This is a genomic window from Streptomyces sp. NPDC001744 (assembly GCF_042892575.1).
Classification (GTDB): Bacteria; Actinomycetota; Actinomycetes; order Streptomycetales; family Streptomycetaceae; genus Streptomyces.
The window spans coordinates 238747-252998 of record NZ_JBIAUG010000004.1 but is presented as its reverse complement, the minus strand read 5'-3'; the positions used below and the strand labels follow the sequence as shown (position 1 = coordinate 252998).

Genomic DNA, 14252 nt, shown 5'->3' with positions numbered 1-14252 from the left:
CGTGAAGTTCTACCCGTACAAGCGTCTCAACCGTCCGGTCACCCTCCGGGTGACCTCGGCCTCGCTCCGACTGCCCGACGGCACCCGCGACCACCTGGACACGTCGGCGTACTCCACCCAGCAGCGGACCGTCGCCCTCGGTGTGGCGCAGCACGAGGACTGGGTGTCGGCCAGGATCGGCCTCTCCGCCACCATGCCTCCCGGTGCCAACGTCCCCGACGCCCCGTGGAGCGAGGTGCGTGTCCTGGCGGTGCTCACCGACGGCGAGACCAATGTGCGCACCGCCTTCGACCTCAAACAGGACACCCCGGAGGGCAAGGAGTGGTCCGGGACCGTCGAGGTGTTCCGTGACGACCACGTCGGCCGCGCCACGCTCGCCGTCCAGGCCGTCGCCACGATCGACGGCGTGCCGGGCCGGTCGCTGGCGGAGACCGACGACGACTGGACCGTCGACGTGGCCGCGGAGGAACCGCTCGGTGGCCTGAGCCTCGACGTGAAGCAGGTGAGTTTCTCGAAGACCTCACGGGAGTGGCTGCACGCGTACTCCGACGCCCCCTGGATCGTGGATGCCTCGGGCCGACTGCCGGCGGTTCTGGTCAACACCGACATCGAGGGTTTCTCCGATCTCCTGGGCGCTGAGAGCGGAGGCATCGAGAGCAAGGTCCACGAGATGCTCGTCTCCCAGATGGCCACCGACGTGTGGACCGCGGTGTTCCACAGTTCCGTGGGCGACTTGGAGGTGGAGCCCGACGGATCACCGGTCTTCCCGACCGACTGGCAGGGCGAGGTGCTCCGCGAGATGCTCCCCGACGTGATTCCGGGGGTCTCCCCGGAAGAGGCACTTCGTCGGGTCCACCGCCGGCGCACCGGTGACGCGGGGTGGGTGGAACTCCAGACCCGCATCCACTACGCGGCCGTGCGACGTGCGGGTGCGAGCAAGGCGCTCGCCAACGCCCTGCGCGGACTTCAGCAGCTGAACCGAGGGGACAAGGCATGACGATCGAGAAACCGCACCACATCCCCCGGCGGCTCGGTCTGCTGTCCGCAGCGGCGGCCGACTCCTTCCTGACGGAGGACCTGCTCACGGGGGCCCGGGGGCATGAGGGCGTGGACCTCGCCAAGGTCGTCGAACCGCTGGCGGAGGACGACACCCGCTGGGAGGTCGAACCGCTCAGGGAACTCGTGGAGGACGCGAAGTACAAGTTCGAGGGAAACCGGACCCGGGCCGACGGCTGGCTGGCGCCCCGGCTGCACGCGACGCTCCGTCTCACCCGGCGGGAGGCGGCGGACCGCAGGCTGTGGACCCACCTTGCACTCGCCGTCGCCCCGGACTACGTGGCTTGGCGGCACGAATCCTCGACCACGTCGAGGATCAACCCGGAACGCTTCAAGGGTGCGCCCGACCGACAGTGCTTCTCGCGCCTGTGGTGGGCGGCGGAGATGTTCCGCAACGGAGGCGACTACTCTCCGGTCGAAGCGGCCTGTGGCAACCAGGACCTGATCCACTCGGCACTGCGGCGGGCCCTCGTCGACCACCGGCCCACCGCCCAGGCCCTGGTGCGTGTCCTGGGCCGGGGAATTACCACCGGCCGTGAGATCGAGGGCCTCATGACGGCGATCAGCGCCGCCGGCGCGACCCTCGTCTACGACGCCTTGGCCGAGGACGAGCCGCGTGATCCCGAAGTGTTGCGCCAGTGGATCGCAGGGGCCGGGACGGCTCCTCCGGTTCCGCGGCACACTCTGCCCGAGGGGCCCGACGAGGAGCCCGTCCCGGAGGAGACGGTGCGGAAGCTCACCGACTACTTCGTCGACCTCTTCGAGACGGCCCCGGTCCGGGGCCGGACACCCAAGGACTGAAGGGGGTGAAGGGTCACCTGCCGGTGAGCGGGTGGCCCCTCAAGCCCCGGTGCTCCAGGAGTTCCGCCGGCTCCTTGGGCTCCCAGAGCTCCAGTTTCTCGACCCCCTGTTCCAGTCTGGCGGCGGCCTTCTCCTCGTCCGGTTCGGGTTCCAGCACGTGCAGCAGCACATGCAGGGCGAGCCGAGGAGGCACCGCGTTGCCGATCTGCTGCGAGATGTCGTTGCCGCTCCAGGGATACGCCGCCGGAAACGTTTGGAGCACCCCCGCCTCGGCACTGTTGAAACGACCGAGGTCGTCATCGAGATCCTTGTCGGTCCCCTTGTGGACCACGCGGTTCCGCGACACCTTCCCCGTGATCGTGGCAGAAGGGGCGTCGTGGTCACGCCGGCCGCGAGCCTCCGGTACGCCTCCGGTCCCGTAGTTGGAAACGACGCTGAAAGGGGGACGACGGCGCACCTTGACCGAGTGCTTCTCCGCTTTCTCCAGGGCGGTCTCCATGGAGACCCAGGGTTCCGGCTTCTTCTGCGGCTTCCCGTCACCGGAGGTCGGATCCTGCGGAAACAGGGTGTCCGCCCCTTCCGTTTTCGGCAGACGGACGAAGGAACCCCTCCGGTGGTAGAGCACGTGGGTCTCGGGCACCTGCGGAAGGGCGTCGGTGTCGGGACCGAGGGGGAGGCCCGACCGGTCGAGACGCGCCATCAGGACCGCACGACGCCGGGTCTGGGGGACACCGAAAGCCTCGGTGTGCATGAGCTGCGTAGTGGTCCGGTAACCGAGGGAAGCGAGGACTTCTGCATAGCGGTCCCACACCGGCATCACCGCCGGCACCTGTTCGAGGACGACGGCCTCGTACGGTTCCGAACCGGGGCGCCTGCTTCGCTCGATCACCCACCACAGAGGCTGCAGGACGAGTCCCGTCCGCTCGTCGCCCAGCTTCTCCAGTTCGTCCTTCAGCCCGTCGAGCTGGTCGTGAAGGTCGCCGAAGACCTCGAGCAGACCTTTCAGCTCGTCGTCCGCGAGTTCGACGGACTGCGGATTCTTGAGCTTCTTCAGGAAATTCTTGATCTCGTGCGCCGAGTTTCCCCGCTGCTTCAAACGGCTTCGCATGGCCTTGCGCGTCTCGGCCCTGCGCCGCTCCACGGCACGTTTCCTGCGCTTGATCGCCTCGGCCTCGAGTTCCTTGCGCCTGAGTTCCTCGTGGATCTCCCGCCAGGTCCGGAAGACCCGCAACCAGGCCCGGTGCTCGCCCGAGTGCCCTTCCGTGTCACGCACGGCCTCGTGCAACCGTTCGATGTATCCCATCACCTGGTCCAGCGCCCTGCGCCCCGCGCCGTGCCCGGCGACGGTGAAGGTCTGGCAGGGAGGCCCGCCGGTCAGCACCTGGGCGCGTGGAAAGAAGGCCGCCCGGTACTTGCGGACGTCCCCGTGGAAGGTGTCCATCCCCGCCGCACCACGAGTGGCGCACGCTCCCGCGTCCCATTCGATACCGGTCACCCGATACCCCAGCGCGTCTGCCGCCACATCCAGCCCCCCGGGGCCCGCGAAGAGGTCCAGGATGTGGAAATCCGCAGGTGGGGAGTCTTCCGTTTCGATGTGGCTCATGGGCCTGAAGTCTAGCCGGCCGGCAGGGGTAAACAGGACGACCGGTCTACGGGCTGTGGACAGAGCGCAGAGCGGTCGCTATGGACGCGCCGAGCGCCTGTCCCACCGGCGGGGGAGTGGCGTGGCCGATCTGCCGGTACTGCGCCGTCTTCCGGCCCGTGATGCGCCAGTCCGGGGGGAAGGACTGCAGGAGGGCCGCTTGGGACACCGTGATTTTCACCATCTGTGCCGGGTCGTTCGAACGTGACCATTCGTACTCCGCTCCCGGTACCTCGTCCGCCAGCGCTCCGGCGTTCACCCCCATGCGGGCCCAGGCGCGCTTCGTGCCGGACGGACCGAGATCGGCACCACCACGATTTTCCGAACCTCCGACCAGGGTGGGTGCCACGGCCGATGCCTGGGACGCCCAGGCATCGGCATCGCGCCAGCCCCGGGACCTCATGGAGGGGAGGAGTACTCGACCGACCGGAACATGCTCGTCCACCGTTGGGTCCGGCGGGGTGAACGCGTGGAACCACTCGTCCTTGAGTGCCACGAGGATGCCCTGCTTGCGGTCCTGGGGTACGCCGAAGTCCACCGCGTTCAGCACGAACCAGCGGAAGCGGTAGCCGAGGTGGATCAGTTCGGCTTCGATGAATTCCCGGATGTCCGCGTATCTCGGGGAGTCCACGAGGGCGGGCAGGTTCTCCAGCAGGAGGGCACGCGGTTGGATCGAGTGGAGCAGACAGATCGTGGCGGTGAGAAGGCGTAGTTCCTGATCGCTGTGCGCTCGCCCCACCGCGGCCGAGGCACGCACTCGTGGCAGACCGGCCGACAAGAGATCGACGTCGAAAGTTTCCGGGTACTCGTCCGGAAGGAATCCGACGAGGTCCTCGCAAACCACGTTCCAGTGCGGCCTGTTGGTCAGGAGCGTCTCGCACGCCTGAGGCTTGACGTCAAGAAGGAGAACGGGGGAGAAACCCGCTGCCTCCAACCCCGACGCCAGTCCGCCGGCGCCGGAACAGACGTCCACGAAGCGGAGTCGATCAGTCATCCGTCCCCTTCTCGGCCCCACCTTTTCGGGGTCCTCGCACGAGCGCCCGCCCCGTTCGGGCCCGATCGCCCTTCTTCCGGTCCACGACCCCTCGCACCGTCTCCGAAATCTCTTCCGTCGACGCGTGCTCCCAGAACCGCAGCACCGTCCACCCCAGGGCTTCGAGGTGCTCCGTCGTTTCGCGGTCCCGTGCCATGTTCTTGTCGAGCTTCGCGCGCCACCACTCCGCGTTGGACTTCGGCTGTGTCGCGTGCTGGGGGCAACCGTGCCAGAAGCAGCCGTCCAGGAAGACGGCGATCCTGGCCGGGCCGAAGACGATGTCGATCGTGCGGCGGGGCATGCCCGGGACCGGGACGTTCACGCGGTAGCGGAGACCGGAGGCGTGCAGGAGACGGCGCACCGCCAGTTCCTGCGCGGTGTCGCGGGAGCCCTGCCGACTCATGCGGGCGGAGACGGCGGGGGAGGAGGGCACGGCTTCGGTCACCCTTGCATTCTGCCGGACCGGCCGGAGGTCACCCCGCCCCGTGGCACTTCCCGTACGTCTCCCCCGAGTCGCACCAGCACGCCTCGCCGCGGGCCGGCGGCCAGGCCGTCGCGCGGCCGCGGGCCGCGAGGGTGGTGGCGTACTGGGGGAGGAGGTCCGCGTTCGAGGGGTGGGTGGACTCCGAGGCGGCGAACGCCTCGTAGGAGGGGACCGTCGCGCGGACGACGCCCAGGTTCGGGGTGCCGGCCTGGGCGAGTTCGCGGAGGGACGCCTCCAGGTCGGTGAGGTGGGCGGTGTACGTGGGGTACTCGGCCTCCAGCTCCGGGTACGCCGCGAGCAGCTCGTCCAGTTCCGGCTCCGGCCAGTGGAGGACCGCGACCGGGAAGGGACGGGAGAGGGCCGTGCGGTAGGTGCCCAGTTCGGAGCGGAGGCGGGCGATCTCGGCCCGGAGCTCCGCCGGGTCCTCCGAGCCGAGGGACCAGAGGCGCTTCGGGTCGTGGAGTTCGTCCAGGGGGACCGCCGCCGTGTGGAGCCGGTCCGCCCGGTCGTCCCAGTCGTCGTGCGGCAGCGCCAGCATCCTGCGCACCCGGTGCCGGGTCGTGATCAGGGACCGGGTCGCGTGGGGAAGCTCCTCCGGGGAGGCGGCCAGGAGCCTCGCCGCCTCCGTCAGGGTCGCCTCCGCCGCCTCCAGCTCGTCGTGGGCCTCCAGCGTCTCCGCCGCGATCTCCCACGGCGCCGCGTCCGCGGGCCGGGCCTCCCGGAGCCCGTCGATGATGGCGCGGGCCTCGGCCTCGTGCCCGTACTCCCACAGGTTCGCCGCCTTCAGCGCCCTGATCAGGTGCGGGTCGGCGGGCTCGGACGACAGGAGTTCGTCGTAGAGGGCCGTCGCGCCCGGGCGGTCGCCCGCCAGTTCCAGGTGGGCGGCGGCCCGGAGGGACAGGGGCTCCCGGTCACCCGGGTACTGCGCGGCGGTGCGCAGCAGGCGCTCGGCTTCGGCGGTGTGGGCGGCAGGCGTGTCGGGGCGCATGTGTCCCACCGTACTGCTGTACGGGCCCGGAGAGTTGGCGTGTCGGCGCTTCTCGTGTCCCGACGGCGGGACAGGACGGAACGGGGCGGGAGGCGGGAGCGTTCGCACCGGCCCCCGCGGGGCGCCCACCGCCGTCCGCCCACCGCCCACCGCCGTCTGCCCGCCGCCGTCCGTCCGTCCGCCGGGGACGCCCTCCCACGGTCCGGGGGCGAACCCGGACCCGGACCCGGGCACGGACCCGGGCCCGCGCACGGACGCGCCGGACCGGACGACGGCCCCCTCCCGCGCCGGCGCGCGGGACTAGGCTCGTCCGGTGATCAGACGCAGGCCCCAGCTCCTCTGGCTCCTCCTCCCGTACGTGCTGTTCGTCGTCGCCCTGCCGCTGGTGAACCGCGTCCCCCTGCTCGTCCTCTGGCTGCTCGGCGCGACCGTCCTCACTCCCTGCGCCGTCGCCCTCGCCCGGCGGGGGGACCGCCGGCCGTGAGCGTCTCCCTCGTCGTCCTCGGCGTCTCCCTGGTCCTCACCGTCGCCCTCGGACTCCTCGCCGCCCGCCGCCAGGAGGGCGGCGGCCTCGCCGGGTGGTCGGTCGGCGGCCGGTCCCTCGGGCCGGTCTTCATCTGGGTCCTGATGGCGGGGGAGGGGTACACCAGCTTCAGCTACCTCGGCGCCGCCGGGTGGGGGTACGACCACGGCGCCCCCGTCCTGTACGTCGTCGCCTACATGTCCTGCGGCTACGCCGTCGGTTACGTCGTCGGCCCCATGCTCTGGGGGTACGCCCGCAAGCACGGGCTCGTCGCCCTCAGCGACACGGCCGCCCACCGCTACCGCCGGCCCTGGCTCGGCGCGGCCGTCGCGGTCCTGGCGACCGTCTTCCTCCTGCCGTACATCCAGCTCCAGATCACCGGCATGGGGGTGGTCGTGTCCACGGTCTCGTACGGGAGGATCGGCCTCGGCCCCGCCTACTTCCTCGCCTTCGCCGTCACCACCGGCTTCGTCGTGGTCAGCGGGCTGCGCGGCAGCGCCTGGGTCTCCGTCCTCAAGGACTCCCTCGTCATCCTCACCCTCGGGTTCCTCGCGGTGTACGTGCCCTTCCACTACTTCGGAGGGTTCGGAGAGTTCTTCGGGCGGCTCGTCGGGGAGAAGGGGGAGTGGCTGAGCCTGCCCGGACACGGCGGCGAGCGGAGCGGGTACGGCGTCGGCTGGTTCGCCTCCACCACCGTCCTCAACTCCCTCACCGTCGTCATCTTCCCGACCACCGTCGCCGGCTACCTCGGCGCCCGCGACGCCGACGCCCTCCGCCGCAACGCCGTCTGGCTGCCCGCCTACAACGTCCTCCTCTTCGTCCCCATGCTGCTCGGCGCGGCCGCCCTCTTCGTCGTCCCCGGCCTCACCGGCGCCGAGTCGAACCTCGCCCTCCTCAAGCTGGTCACCGACTCCCTGCCCGGCTGGGCCGTCGGCATCGTCGGGGTCGCCGCCGCGCTCTCCTCGATCGTGCCGATGGCCGTCTTCATGCTGGTCATCGGCACCATGTGGGGGCGGAGCGTGTTCGGTCTCGTGCCCCGGCTGCGCGCCCGCGAGAAGGGGCTGTCCCAGCTCGTCGTGGTCGCCGCCGGGACCCTGGCCCTCGTCCTCACCTACACCGCGCCGAACACCCTCGTCCGCCTTTCCCTCATTTCGTACGAAGGGATGGCGCAGCTCCTGCCGCTGCTGTTGCTGGGGCTCGTGTGGCGCCGGATGTCCCTGGTGGGCGGGGTGTGTGGGCTCGTGGTCGGGGTCGTGATCGTCTGTGTCCTCGTCTTCTCGGGGAACGATCCCTTCCTGGGCGTCAACGCGGGGCTCCTCGCCCTCGTCGCCAACCTCGCCGTCGCCGTTCCCGTCAGCCTGTTCGGACGGCCGGGCGGCGGGGACGCGGACGACGACCGGCCGGACGAGGACGTCCTCGCCCTGGAGGAGTTCACCGACGCAGCCCTGCCCCTGGCCGGCCAGGGGAAAACGGCCCCGGGAGCGGGAACTTCCGTCCCCGGCCGCGCGTCTTCCCGGTGAGCGACCCCGGCCACGGGGACACGGCCGCCACACCGCGACATGCCGGTACGGCGGCACCGGGACACGGAGGGGGTGACGGGATGACGGCCGGGAGTCTGGTCCTGCGGACCGCCGCGCCCCTGTTCTTCCTGCTCGCCCTCGCCGGGCTGCTCCTCTCCGACGGCCTGGGCGCCGCCGCCGGAGCCGGTGTCTCCGCCGCCGTCGCCCTCGCCGCGGCCACCCTCGTCCGCGCCCTGTCCGGCGCCCGTACGGCCCCGGCCGTGCCGTCCGCCGCCGTGCGCACCGCCATCCGCGACCGCGAGCGGCGCACCGCCTTCCTGCCGCAGCGCGACCCCGACGCGTCAGGGCGCCGCAGACCCCGGGCTCCCGGCCGTCCCCTCCCGACGGCCGCGTAGGGAGCTTCCGGGGACCCCCACAGGAACCCCTCGCGCGGATCCGTCATGCCGAGACACACCTCTCCCCGGCACGACGAGACCCCACGGAGGGCTCCCCCATGTCCGCGCTCATGTCCCTGTTCGCCACCCTGGTCGAGCGGCTCGCCGAGCTGCTCCAGCCGCTCTTCGCCACCACCGCCACCGCCGCCGCGATCGTCCTCTTCACCGCGCTCGTACGGCTCGCCGTCCACCCGCTCTCCCGGGCCGCCGCGCGCGGCCAGAAGGCCCGCACCCGCATCGCCCCGCGGCTCGCCGCGCTCCGCGAGAAGCACGCCGAGGACCCCGAGCGGCTCAGGAGGGCGATCCTGGAGCTGCACGCGGAGGAGGAGGTCTCGCCCTTCGCCGGCATCCTGCCCGCCCTGCTCCAGGCACCCGCCTTCCTCCTCATGTACCACCTGTTCTCCGGCGACCGGATGGCCGGGCACGCCCTCTTCGCCGCCCCGCTCGGCGACCGCTGGACCGACGCCCTCTCCCACGGCGGCGCGTTCGGTCCGGCCGGACAGGTCTACCTCGTCCTGTTCGCGCTCGTCGCCGCCGTCGCGGCCTTCGGCTACCGCCACAGCAAGCGGCAGCTCGCCGCCCAGCCCCTCGACCTCGGGCAGCCCACCCCCGGCGCGGGCGCGATCACCAAGGTGATGCCGCTGCTCTCCTTCGCCACCCTGATCACGGTCGCCGTCGTCCCGTTCGCCGCCGCCCTCTACGTCGTCACCAGCACCGCCTGGACCGTCGTCGAACGCGCCTTCCTCTTCCGCGCGGAGGAGCCCTCCGGCGCCCTTGCTACTCGCGCGTAAGGGTCCACAGCGTGAACGGGGTCTTGCAGCGGGCTCCGTTCTCTTGGAGGATCGGCCAATCCTCCGATGGCCGCACTCCATCGGCCGGGGTACCCCGGGGCCCTTCGCGGCCCCACCTCGACCACAGGGAGAAGACCATGAAACTGCTGCGTGTCGGACCGCCCGGAGCCGAGCGTCCCGCCCTCCTCGACCAGGGCGGAACGCTCCGCGACCTGTCCGCCCTCGTCGACGACGTCGACGGCGGTCTGCTCTCCGACGCCCCGGCCCTCGACCGGATCCGCGCCGCGGCCGGCGCCGGGGTGCTGCCGCCGCTCGACGCCACCGGGCTGCGCGTCGGCCCGCCCGTCGGCCGGATCGGCAAAGTCGTGTGCATCGGGCTCAACTACCACGGCCACGCGGCGGAGACCGGCGCGGCCGCCCCCGCCGAGCCCGTCGTCTTCCTCAAGGCCGCCGACACCGTCGTCGGGCCCGACGACACCGTGCTCGTACCGCGCGGCTCGGTGAAGACCGACTGGGAGGTGGAGCTGGCCGTCGTCATCGGCCGCACCGCCCGTTACCTGGAGACCGACGAGCAGGCGCTCGCGCACGTCGCCGGGTACGCCGTCGCCCACGACGTCTCCGAGCGCGAGTTCCAGATCGAGCGCGGCGGCACCTGGGACAAGGGCAAGAACTGCGAGACCTTCAACCCGCTCGGCCCCTGGCTGGTCACCGCCGACGAGGTGCCCGACCCGCAGGCGCTCTCCCTCCGGCTCTGGGTCAACGGCGAGCTGCGGCAGGACGGCCACACCTCGGACCAGATCTTCCCGGTCGCGGAGGTCGTGCGGTACGTCAGCCGGTTCATGACCCTGTACCCGGGGGACGTCATCAACACCGGTACGCCCGCCGGTGTCGCCCTGGGGCAGCCGGAGCCCAAGCCGTACCTGCGCCCCGGTGACGTGGTCGAGCTGGAGATCGACGGGCTCGGGCGGCAGCGCCAGGAACTCAAGGGCGCCTGACCGGACGGCGGGGGACCGGCCGGCGGGACCCCGCGAGGCCGGCCGGGTCCCCGCGGGGCCACCCGGCCGGCGGGACCTCAGAGGGTCACCGTGATCCCCTCGCGGGCCGACCGCCGCGCCGCCTCCAGGACGTCGAGGGCGGCGGCCGCCTCCCGTGCGGTGACCGGGTTCCCGCCGGTGCCGCGCAGGGCGGCGGCGACGGCCGCGTAGTACGCCGGGTAGTCGCCGGGCAGCGACTCGACCGGGGTGCCGCCGCCGGTCACCGGGGACTCCCCGGCGCCGATCCGGCCCCACAGCTCCTCCGGCTCCACGCCCCAGGGCGTGCCGGGGACGGGCCGCTCCCCCTCGCGCAGGGCGGCCTCCTGGGGGTCGAGTCCGTACTTCACGAAGCCCGCGCGCTGCCCGAGCACCCGGAAGCGGGGGCCGAGCTGGGCGGCGGTGGCGCTCATGTACAGGTGGGAGCGGACGCCGTTCGCGTGGGTGAGCGCGAGGAAGGTGTCGTCGTCGGCCTCGGCCCCCGGCCGGCGCACGTCCGACTCGGCGTACACCGAGACCGCCGGCCCGAAGAGGACGAGGGCCTGGTCGACCACGTGGCTGCCCAGGTCGTACAGGAGCCCGCCGATCTCCTCCGGCGCGCCGGACTCGCGCCAGCCGCCCTTGGGCTTCGGGCGCCAGCGCTCGAAGCGGGACTCGAAGCGCTGGACCTCGCCGAGGGCGTCCTCGTCGAGGAGGCGGCGCAGGGTGCGGAAGTCGTTGTCCCAGCGGCGGTTCTGGAAGACGGAGAGCAGCAGCCCCCGCTCCTCGGCGAGGGCGGCGAGCCCGCGCGCCTCGGCCGCGGTCCCCGCGAGCGGCTTGTCCACGACGACGGGGAGGCCCGCCTCCAGGGCGGCCGTGGCGACCTCGACGTGCGTCTTGTTGGGGGAGGCGACGACGACCAGGTCCAGCTCCTCCGCGCCGGGCGCCCACAGCTCCTCGGGCGCGGCGGCCACCCGTACGCCCGGGTGGGCGGCGCGGGCCTCGGCGGCCCGTTCCGGGTTGCCGGTGGTCACGGCGGAGAGGACGAGGTCCCCGGAGGCGGCGATCAGCGGGGCGTGGAAGACGGAGCCCGCGAGGCCGTAGCCGACGAGCCCGACGCGGAGGGGGGTGCGGGGGGCGGTGTCCGTACGGCCCCCGGTGACGATCGTCTTGTCGGTGCCAGTCATGTTCCTCACTTAAGCAACGCTGTTGCCGAAGTGCAAGCGACGGCGACAATGGGGGCGTGAAGAAGGACCTGGGCGGAGTGAACGTACCGGCGCTGCGCAGCCACAACGCCGCGCTCGTGCTCGACCTGCTGCGCACGGCGGGGGAGGCGGGGATCAGCCGTCTGGAGCTGGCCGGGCGGACCGGGCTCACCCCGCAGGCCGTCAGCAAGATCACCGGGCGCCTCCGGGCCGGGGGCCTGGCGGCGGAGGCGGGCCGGCGCGCCTCGACCGGCGGCAAACCCGCCACGGTCCTGCGCCTGGTGCCCTCCGCCGCGTACGCCGTCGGCGTCCACCTCGACCGCGACGAGCTGACCACCCTCCTGACCGACCTCGCGGGCACGGTCGTGGCCCTGCGCCGCCGCCCGCTGGACCTGGGGGCGGGGGCGGGGCCGGTTCTGGACGCGGTGACGGGGGAGGTGCGGGCGCTCCTTGAGGACGGGGCGGGCGGCGGTCCCGTGGGCGGTGCGGGGGCCTTTCACGGTGCCGGGGGCGGTGGGGGGACGGACCCGGGGGCGGCCGGGAGGGGCGCGGGGGCCGTTCCGGGCGCCGGGGCCGTGCTGGGGGTCGGGGTCGCCATGCCCGGACCGCTGGACCACCGGGCCGGGGTGCCCGGCCGGGTCACGGGCTTCCCCCGGTGGGCCGGGCACCCGGTCCGCGAGGAGCTGGCCCGGCGCCTCGGGCTGCCCGTCGTCCTCGACAAGGACACCAACGCCGCCGCCCTCGGCCTCGCCGTGCGGCCCGGCGCCCCGGACTCGTTCGCCTACGTGCACCTCGGTACGGGGCTCGGCGCCGGCCTCGTCCTCGGCGGCGCGCCGCTGCGCGGGGACAGGACGGGAGCGGGTGAACTGGGCCACCAGACCGTGCAGCTCGACGGACCGCCCTGCGCCTGCGGCGGGCGCGGCTGCCTGGAGGTCCTGTGCCTGGCGGCGGTCGCGCGCGGCGAACCGGCCGGGGCCGCGCGGATCCTGGGCGCGGGCGCCGCCAATCTCGTACGGCTCCTCGACATCGACCAGGTCCTCCTGGGCGGCCGGGTGGTGCGCGCCGCGCCGGAGACGTTCGCGGACGGGGTCCGGGGGGTCCTCTCCGGGCTCGGCCTGACGACCCGGGTGGACGTCACGCCGGGGCGGGACGCGGTGGCGGAGGGGGCGGCGTGGCTGATCCTGGCGCCGGTCTTCGGGAAGGAGGGCGGGTCGGGTGCCGGTTCCGGGCCCGGTGCCGCCGTGGGGTCGGGGCGGGGCCCGGACCCGGCGGACGAGCGGGCGGGTGGACGGGTGGGCGAGGGGCGGACGGGCGGGGAGCGGGCGGACGGGTGATGCCGGCCGGCGGGCGGGCTCGTCGGCCGAGTGGGTCCGACGGTCGGACAATAGGCTGATCGGGTGGATCTTTCGGTCCTTCCGGAGGAGTCCCCGCCGCCGCCGCTCGCCCCGCCCGTCGTCGGCTGGCAGTGTCACGGCCGACGACCCCTGCCCGCGAGCAGCAAAGGCACCGGCCCCATGGCATCCGCCCCCCTGCGACTGCGCAGCGTCCGTGCCGTGACCGTGGCGGCCGCCGTGGCGACGGCCCCCCTGACCCTCACGGCTCCCGTCCCGGCGACGGCGGTTCCCGCTCCCGCGACGGCGGCCACCGCCGCGGCGACAGCGGTCCCCACTCCCGCGACGGCGGCTCCGGCCCCGGGCGGTACGGCTCCGGGCGGTACGGCTCCGGGCCCGGGGGCGACGGCCCCCGCGCTCGCCCCGGAGGCGCCGGCCGCTCCCGCCGTCCCCGCCCCCGACCCGTCCACCCCCGCCTGCGGCACTCCGGGCGACACCGGCTTCCCGCTGGACACCCGGATGCACGGCGGTCCGGCCTCCTACGCCGCGGGCGGCCCCTTCCAGGAGTGGGAACTCGAGCTCACGAACACCACCGAGGCCCCCTGCTCGGGCATCCACCCGGTGCTCGTGCTCACCGACCGGGACCGGGTCCTGCACCCGGAGCGGATCCGTTTCGAGTTCTACGACGCCGGGGCCGCGCGCTGGCAGCCGGTGGCCTTCGAGGCGACCGACGAGGCGGAGAACGTGGGCGTGTTCACCGACTTCGGCGGTTTCTCGGTGCCCGCCGGCCGGACCCTCGCCGTCCCCGTGCGGCTGGCCTTCGGAGCGGAGACGGCCCCCGGCGAGGTCGTGGTCAACGCGGCGATCGTCCAGCGCCAGGGCGCGGACGGGGACTGGATCGGCGAGTCCGGCGACTACCGCCTGACCATCGGCCCTCCCGCCCCGGGCACGCGGACCGCCCCCGCCGGGACGACCGCCCCCGGCGACCCCTCCGTACCGGCCGCCCCGTCCGTCCCCGCCGTTCCTGCCTCCCCCGCCGCGCCGTCCGAGTCCGCCGGAACCACCGGATCCGCCGCCCCGGCCGCACCCGCCACGTCCCCCGTCAGGCCGGCCGAACCGTCCCCGTCCTCCCCGCCCGCCACCCCGTCCCCGCCCGGGAGGACGACCGCTCCCGCGCCGCCCGACCGGCCGGCCGCCCCTCTCCCCGAACTCGCCCACACCGGAAGCAGGTCGGAGGAACGGGGCCGGGCCCTCGCGCCGATCGCCGTCGCCCTGGTCCTGCTCGGCGCCGTCCTCTTCCGCGCGGGCCGCCGCCGGAACGGCCGCCCGGAGAGCTGAGACCCGGCCGCCCCGAAGCCCCGCGGAGCCGAAGCCCGTCCGAGCCGAAGAGGCCCGCCCGGGCTGAAGCCCCACCGCTCCGAAGCCCGACCGGCC

At 73.4% G+C, this 14252-nt stretch carries 14 protein-coding genes; 9 read left to right on the top strand and 5 right to left on the bottom strand.

All coding sequences use genetic code 11. From position 1 onward, the window contains the following. The first annotated feature begins 1 nt into the window (after position 1). Entirely contained in the window at positions 2–997 is a 996-nt protein-coding gene (locus ACFYZY_RS07335) for a hypothetical protein (protein WP_388690305.1), read from the top strand. Next, positions 994–1857 carry a DUF6339 family protein gene (locus ACFYZY_RS07330; RefSeq protein WP_388690303.1) on the top strand — a complete coding sequence of 288 codons (864 nt, stop codon included), beginning with the start codon at positions 994–996 and terminating at the stop codon, positions 1855–1857. Before ACFYZY_RS07335 ends, ACFYZY_RS07330 begins: the two co-directional genes overlap by 4 nt. A 13-nt stretch (positions 1858–1870) precedes the next feature. Here the strand turns inward: ACFYZY_RS07330 and ACFYZY_RS07325 are convergent, their stop codons facing one another. From ACFYZY_RS07325 to ACFYZY_RS07310, 4 genes are all read right to left on the bottom strand, one after another. Beyond that, positions 1871–3460 carry a DNA cytosine methyltransferase gene (locus ACFYZY_RS07325; RefSeq protein WP_388690301.1) on the bottom strand — a complete coding sequence of 530 codons (1590 nt, stop codon included), beginning with the start codon at positions 3458–3460 and terminating at the stop codon, positions 1871–1873. Between the two features lie 46 nt (positions 3461–3506). Next, entirely contained in the window at positions 3507–4493 is a 987-nt protein-coding gene (locus ACFYZY_RS07320; RefSeq protein ID WP_388690299.1) for a DNA cytosine methyltransferase, read from the bottom strand. Continuing rightward, entirely contained in the window at positions 4486–4935 is a 450-nt protein-coding gene (locus tag ACFYZY_RS07315) for a very short patch repair endonuclease (protein ID WP_388690623.1), read from the bottom strand. Before ACFYZY_RS07315 ends, ACFYZY_RS07320 begins: the two co-directional genes overlap by 8 nt. Before the next feature lie 70 nt (positions 4936–5005). Beyond that, entirely contained in the window at positions 5006–6004 is a 999-nt protein-coding gene (locus ACFYZY_RS07310) for an SEC-C metal-binding domain-containing protein (RefSeq protein WP_388690297.1), read from the bottom strand. Positions 6005–6317: 313 nt separating this feature from the next. On the opposite strand from ACFYZY_RS07310, the gene ACFYZY_RS07305 reads away from it, so the two are divergent. From ACFYZY_RS07305 to ACFYZY_RS07285, 5 genes are all read left to right on the top strand, one after another. Continuing rightward, positions 6318–6488, top strand: coding sequence for a hypothetical protein (locus tag ACFYZY_RS07305; protein ID WP_388690295.1), 171 nt, complete (start codon positions 6318–6320; stop codon positions 6486–6488). Further along, positions 6485–8047, top strand: coding sequence for a sodium:solute symporter (locus tag ACFYZY_RS07300; protein ID WP_388690293.1), 1563 nt, complete (start codon positions 6485–6487; stop codon positions 8045–8047). The genes ACFYZY_RS07305 and ACFYZY_RS07300 overlap by 4 nt, the downstream gene beginning before the upstream one ends. An 80-nt stretch (positions 8048–8127) precedes the next feature. Next, entirely contained in the window at positions 8128–8442 is a 315-nt protein-coding gene (locus tag ACFYZY_RS07295) for a DUF6412 domain-containing protein (RefSeq protein WP_388690291.1), read from the top strand. 98 nt (positions 8443–8540) lie between these two features. Beyond that, positions 8541–9272 (top strand): YidC/Oxa1 family membrane protein insertase, encoded by a 732-nt coding sequence (locus ACFYZY_RS07290; RefSeq protein ID WP_388690290.1) that lies wholly within the window; start codon positions 8541–8543, stop codon positions 9270–9272. 137 nt (positions 9273–9409) lie between these two features. Beyond that, positions 9410–10267 carry a fumarylacetoacetate hydrolase family protein gene (locus ACFYZY_RS07285; protein WP_388690289.1) on the top strand — a complete coding sequence of 286 codons (858 nt, stop codon included), beginning with the start codon at positions 9410–9412 and terminating at the stop codon, positions 10265–10267. A 77-nt stretch (positions 10268–10344) separates the two neighbouring features. Here ACFYZY_RS07285 and ACFYZY_RS07280 read toward each other — a convergent pair whose 3' ends face one another. After that, positions 10345–11469: a Gfo/Idh/MocA family oxidoreductase gene (locus ACFYZY_RS07280; protein WP_388690288.1), complete on the bottom strand. Its 1125-nt coding sequence runs from the start codon at positions 11467–11469 to the stop codon at positions 10345–10347. A gap of 56 nt (positions 11470–11525) precedes the next feature. Between ACFYZY_RS07280 and ACFYZY_RS07275 the strand changes: the two genes are divergently transcribed. Both ACFYZY_RS07275 and ACFYZY_RS07270 read left to right on the top strand, forming a co-directional pair. Next, positions 11526–12821 (top strand): ROK family protein, encoded by a 1296-nt coding sequence (locus ACFYZY_RS07275; RefSeq protein WP_388690286.1) that lies wholly within the window; start codon positions 11526–11528, stop codon positions 12819–12821. Between the two features lie 180 nt (positions 12822–13001). Next, a complete protein-coding gene (locus ACFYZY_RS07270; protein ID WP_388690284.1) occupies positions 13002–14156 on the top strand; it encodes a hypothetical protein in 1155 nt (384 codons plus the stop codon). Positions 14157–14252 lie beyond the last annotated feature (96 nt).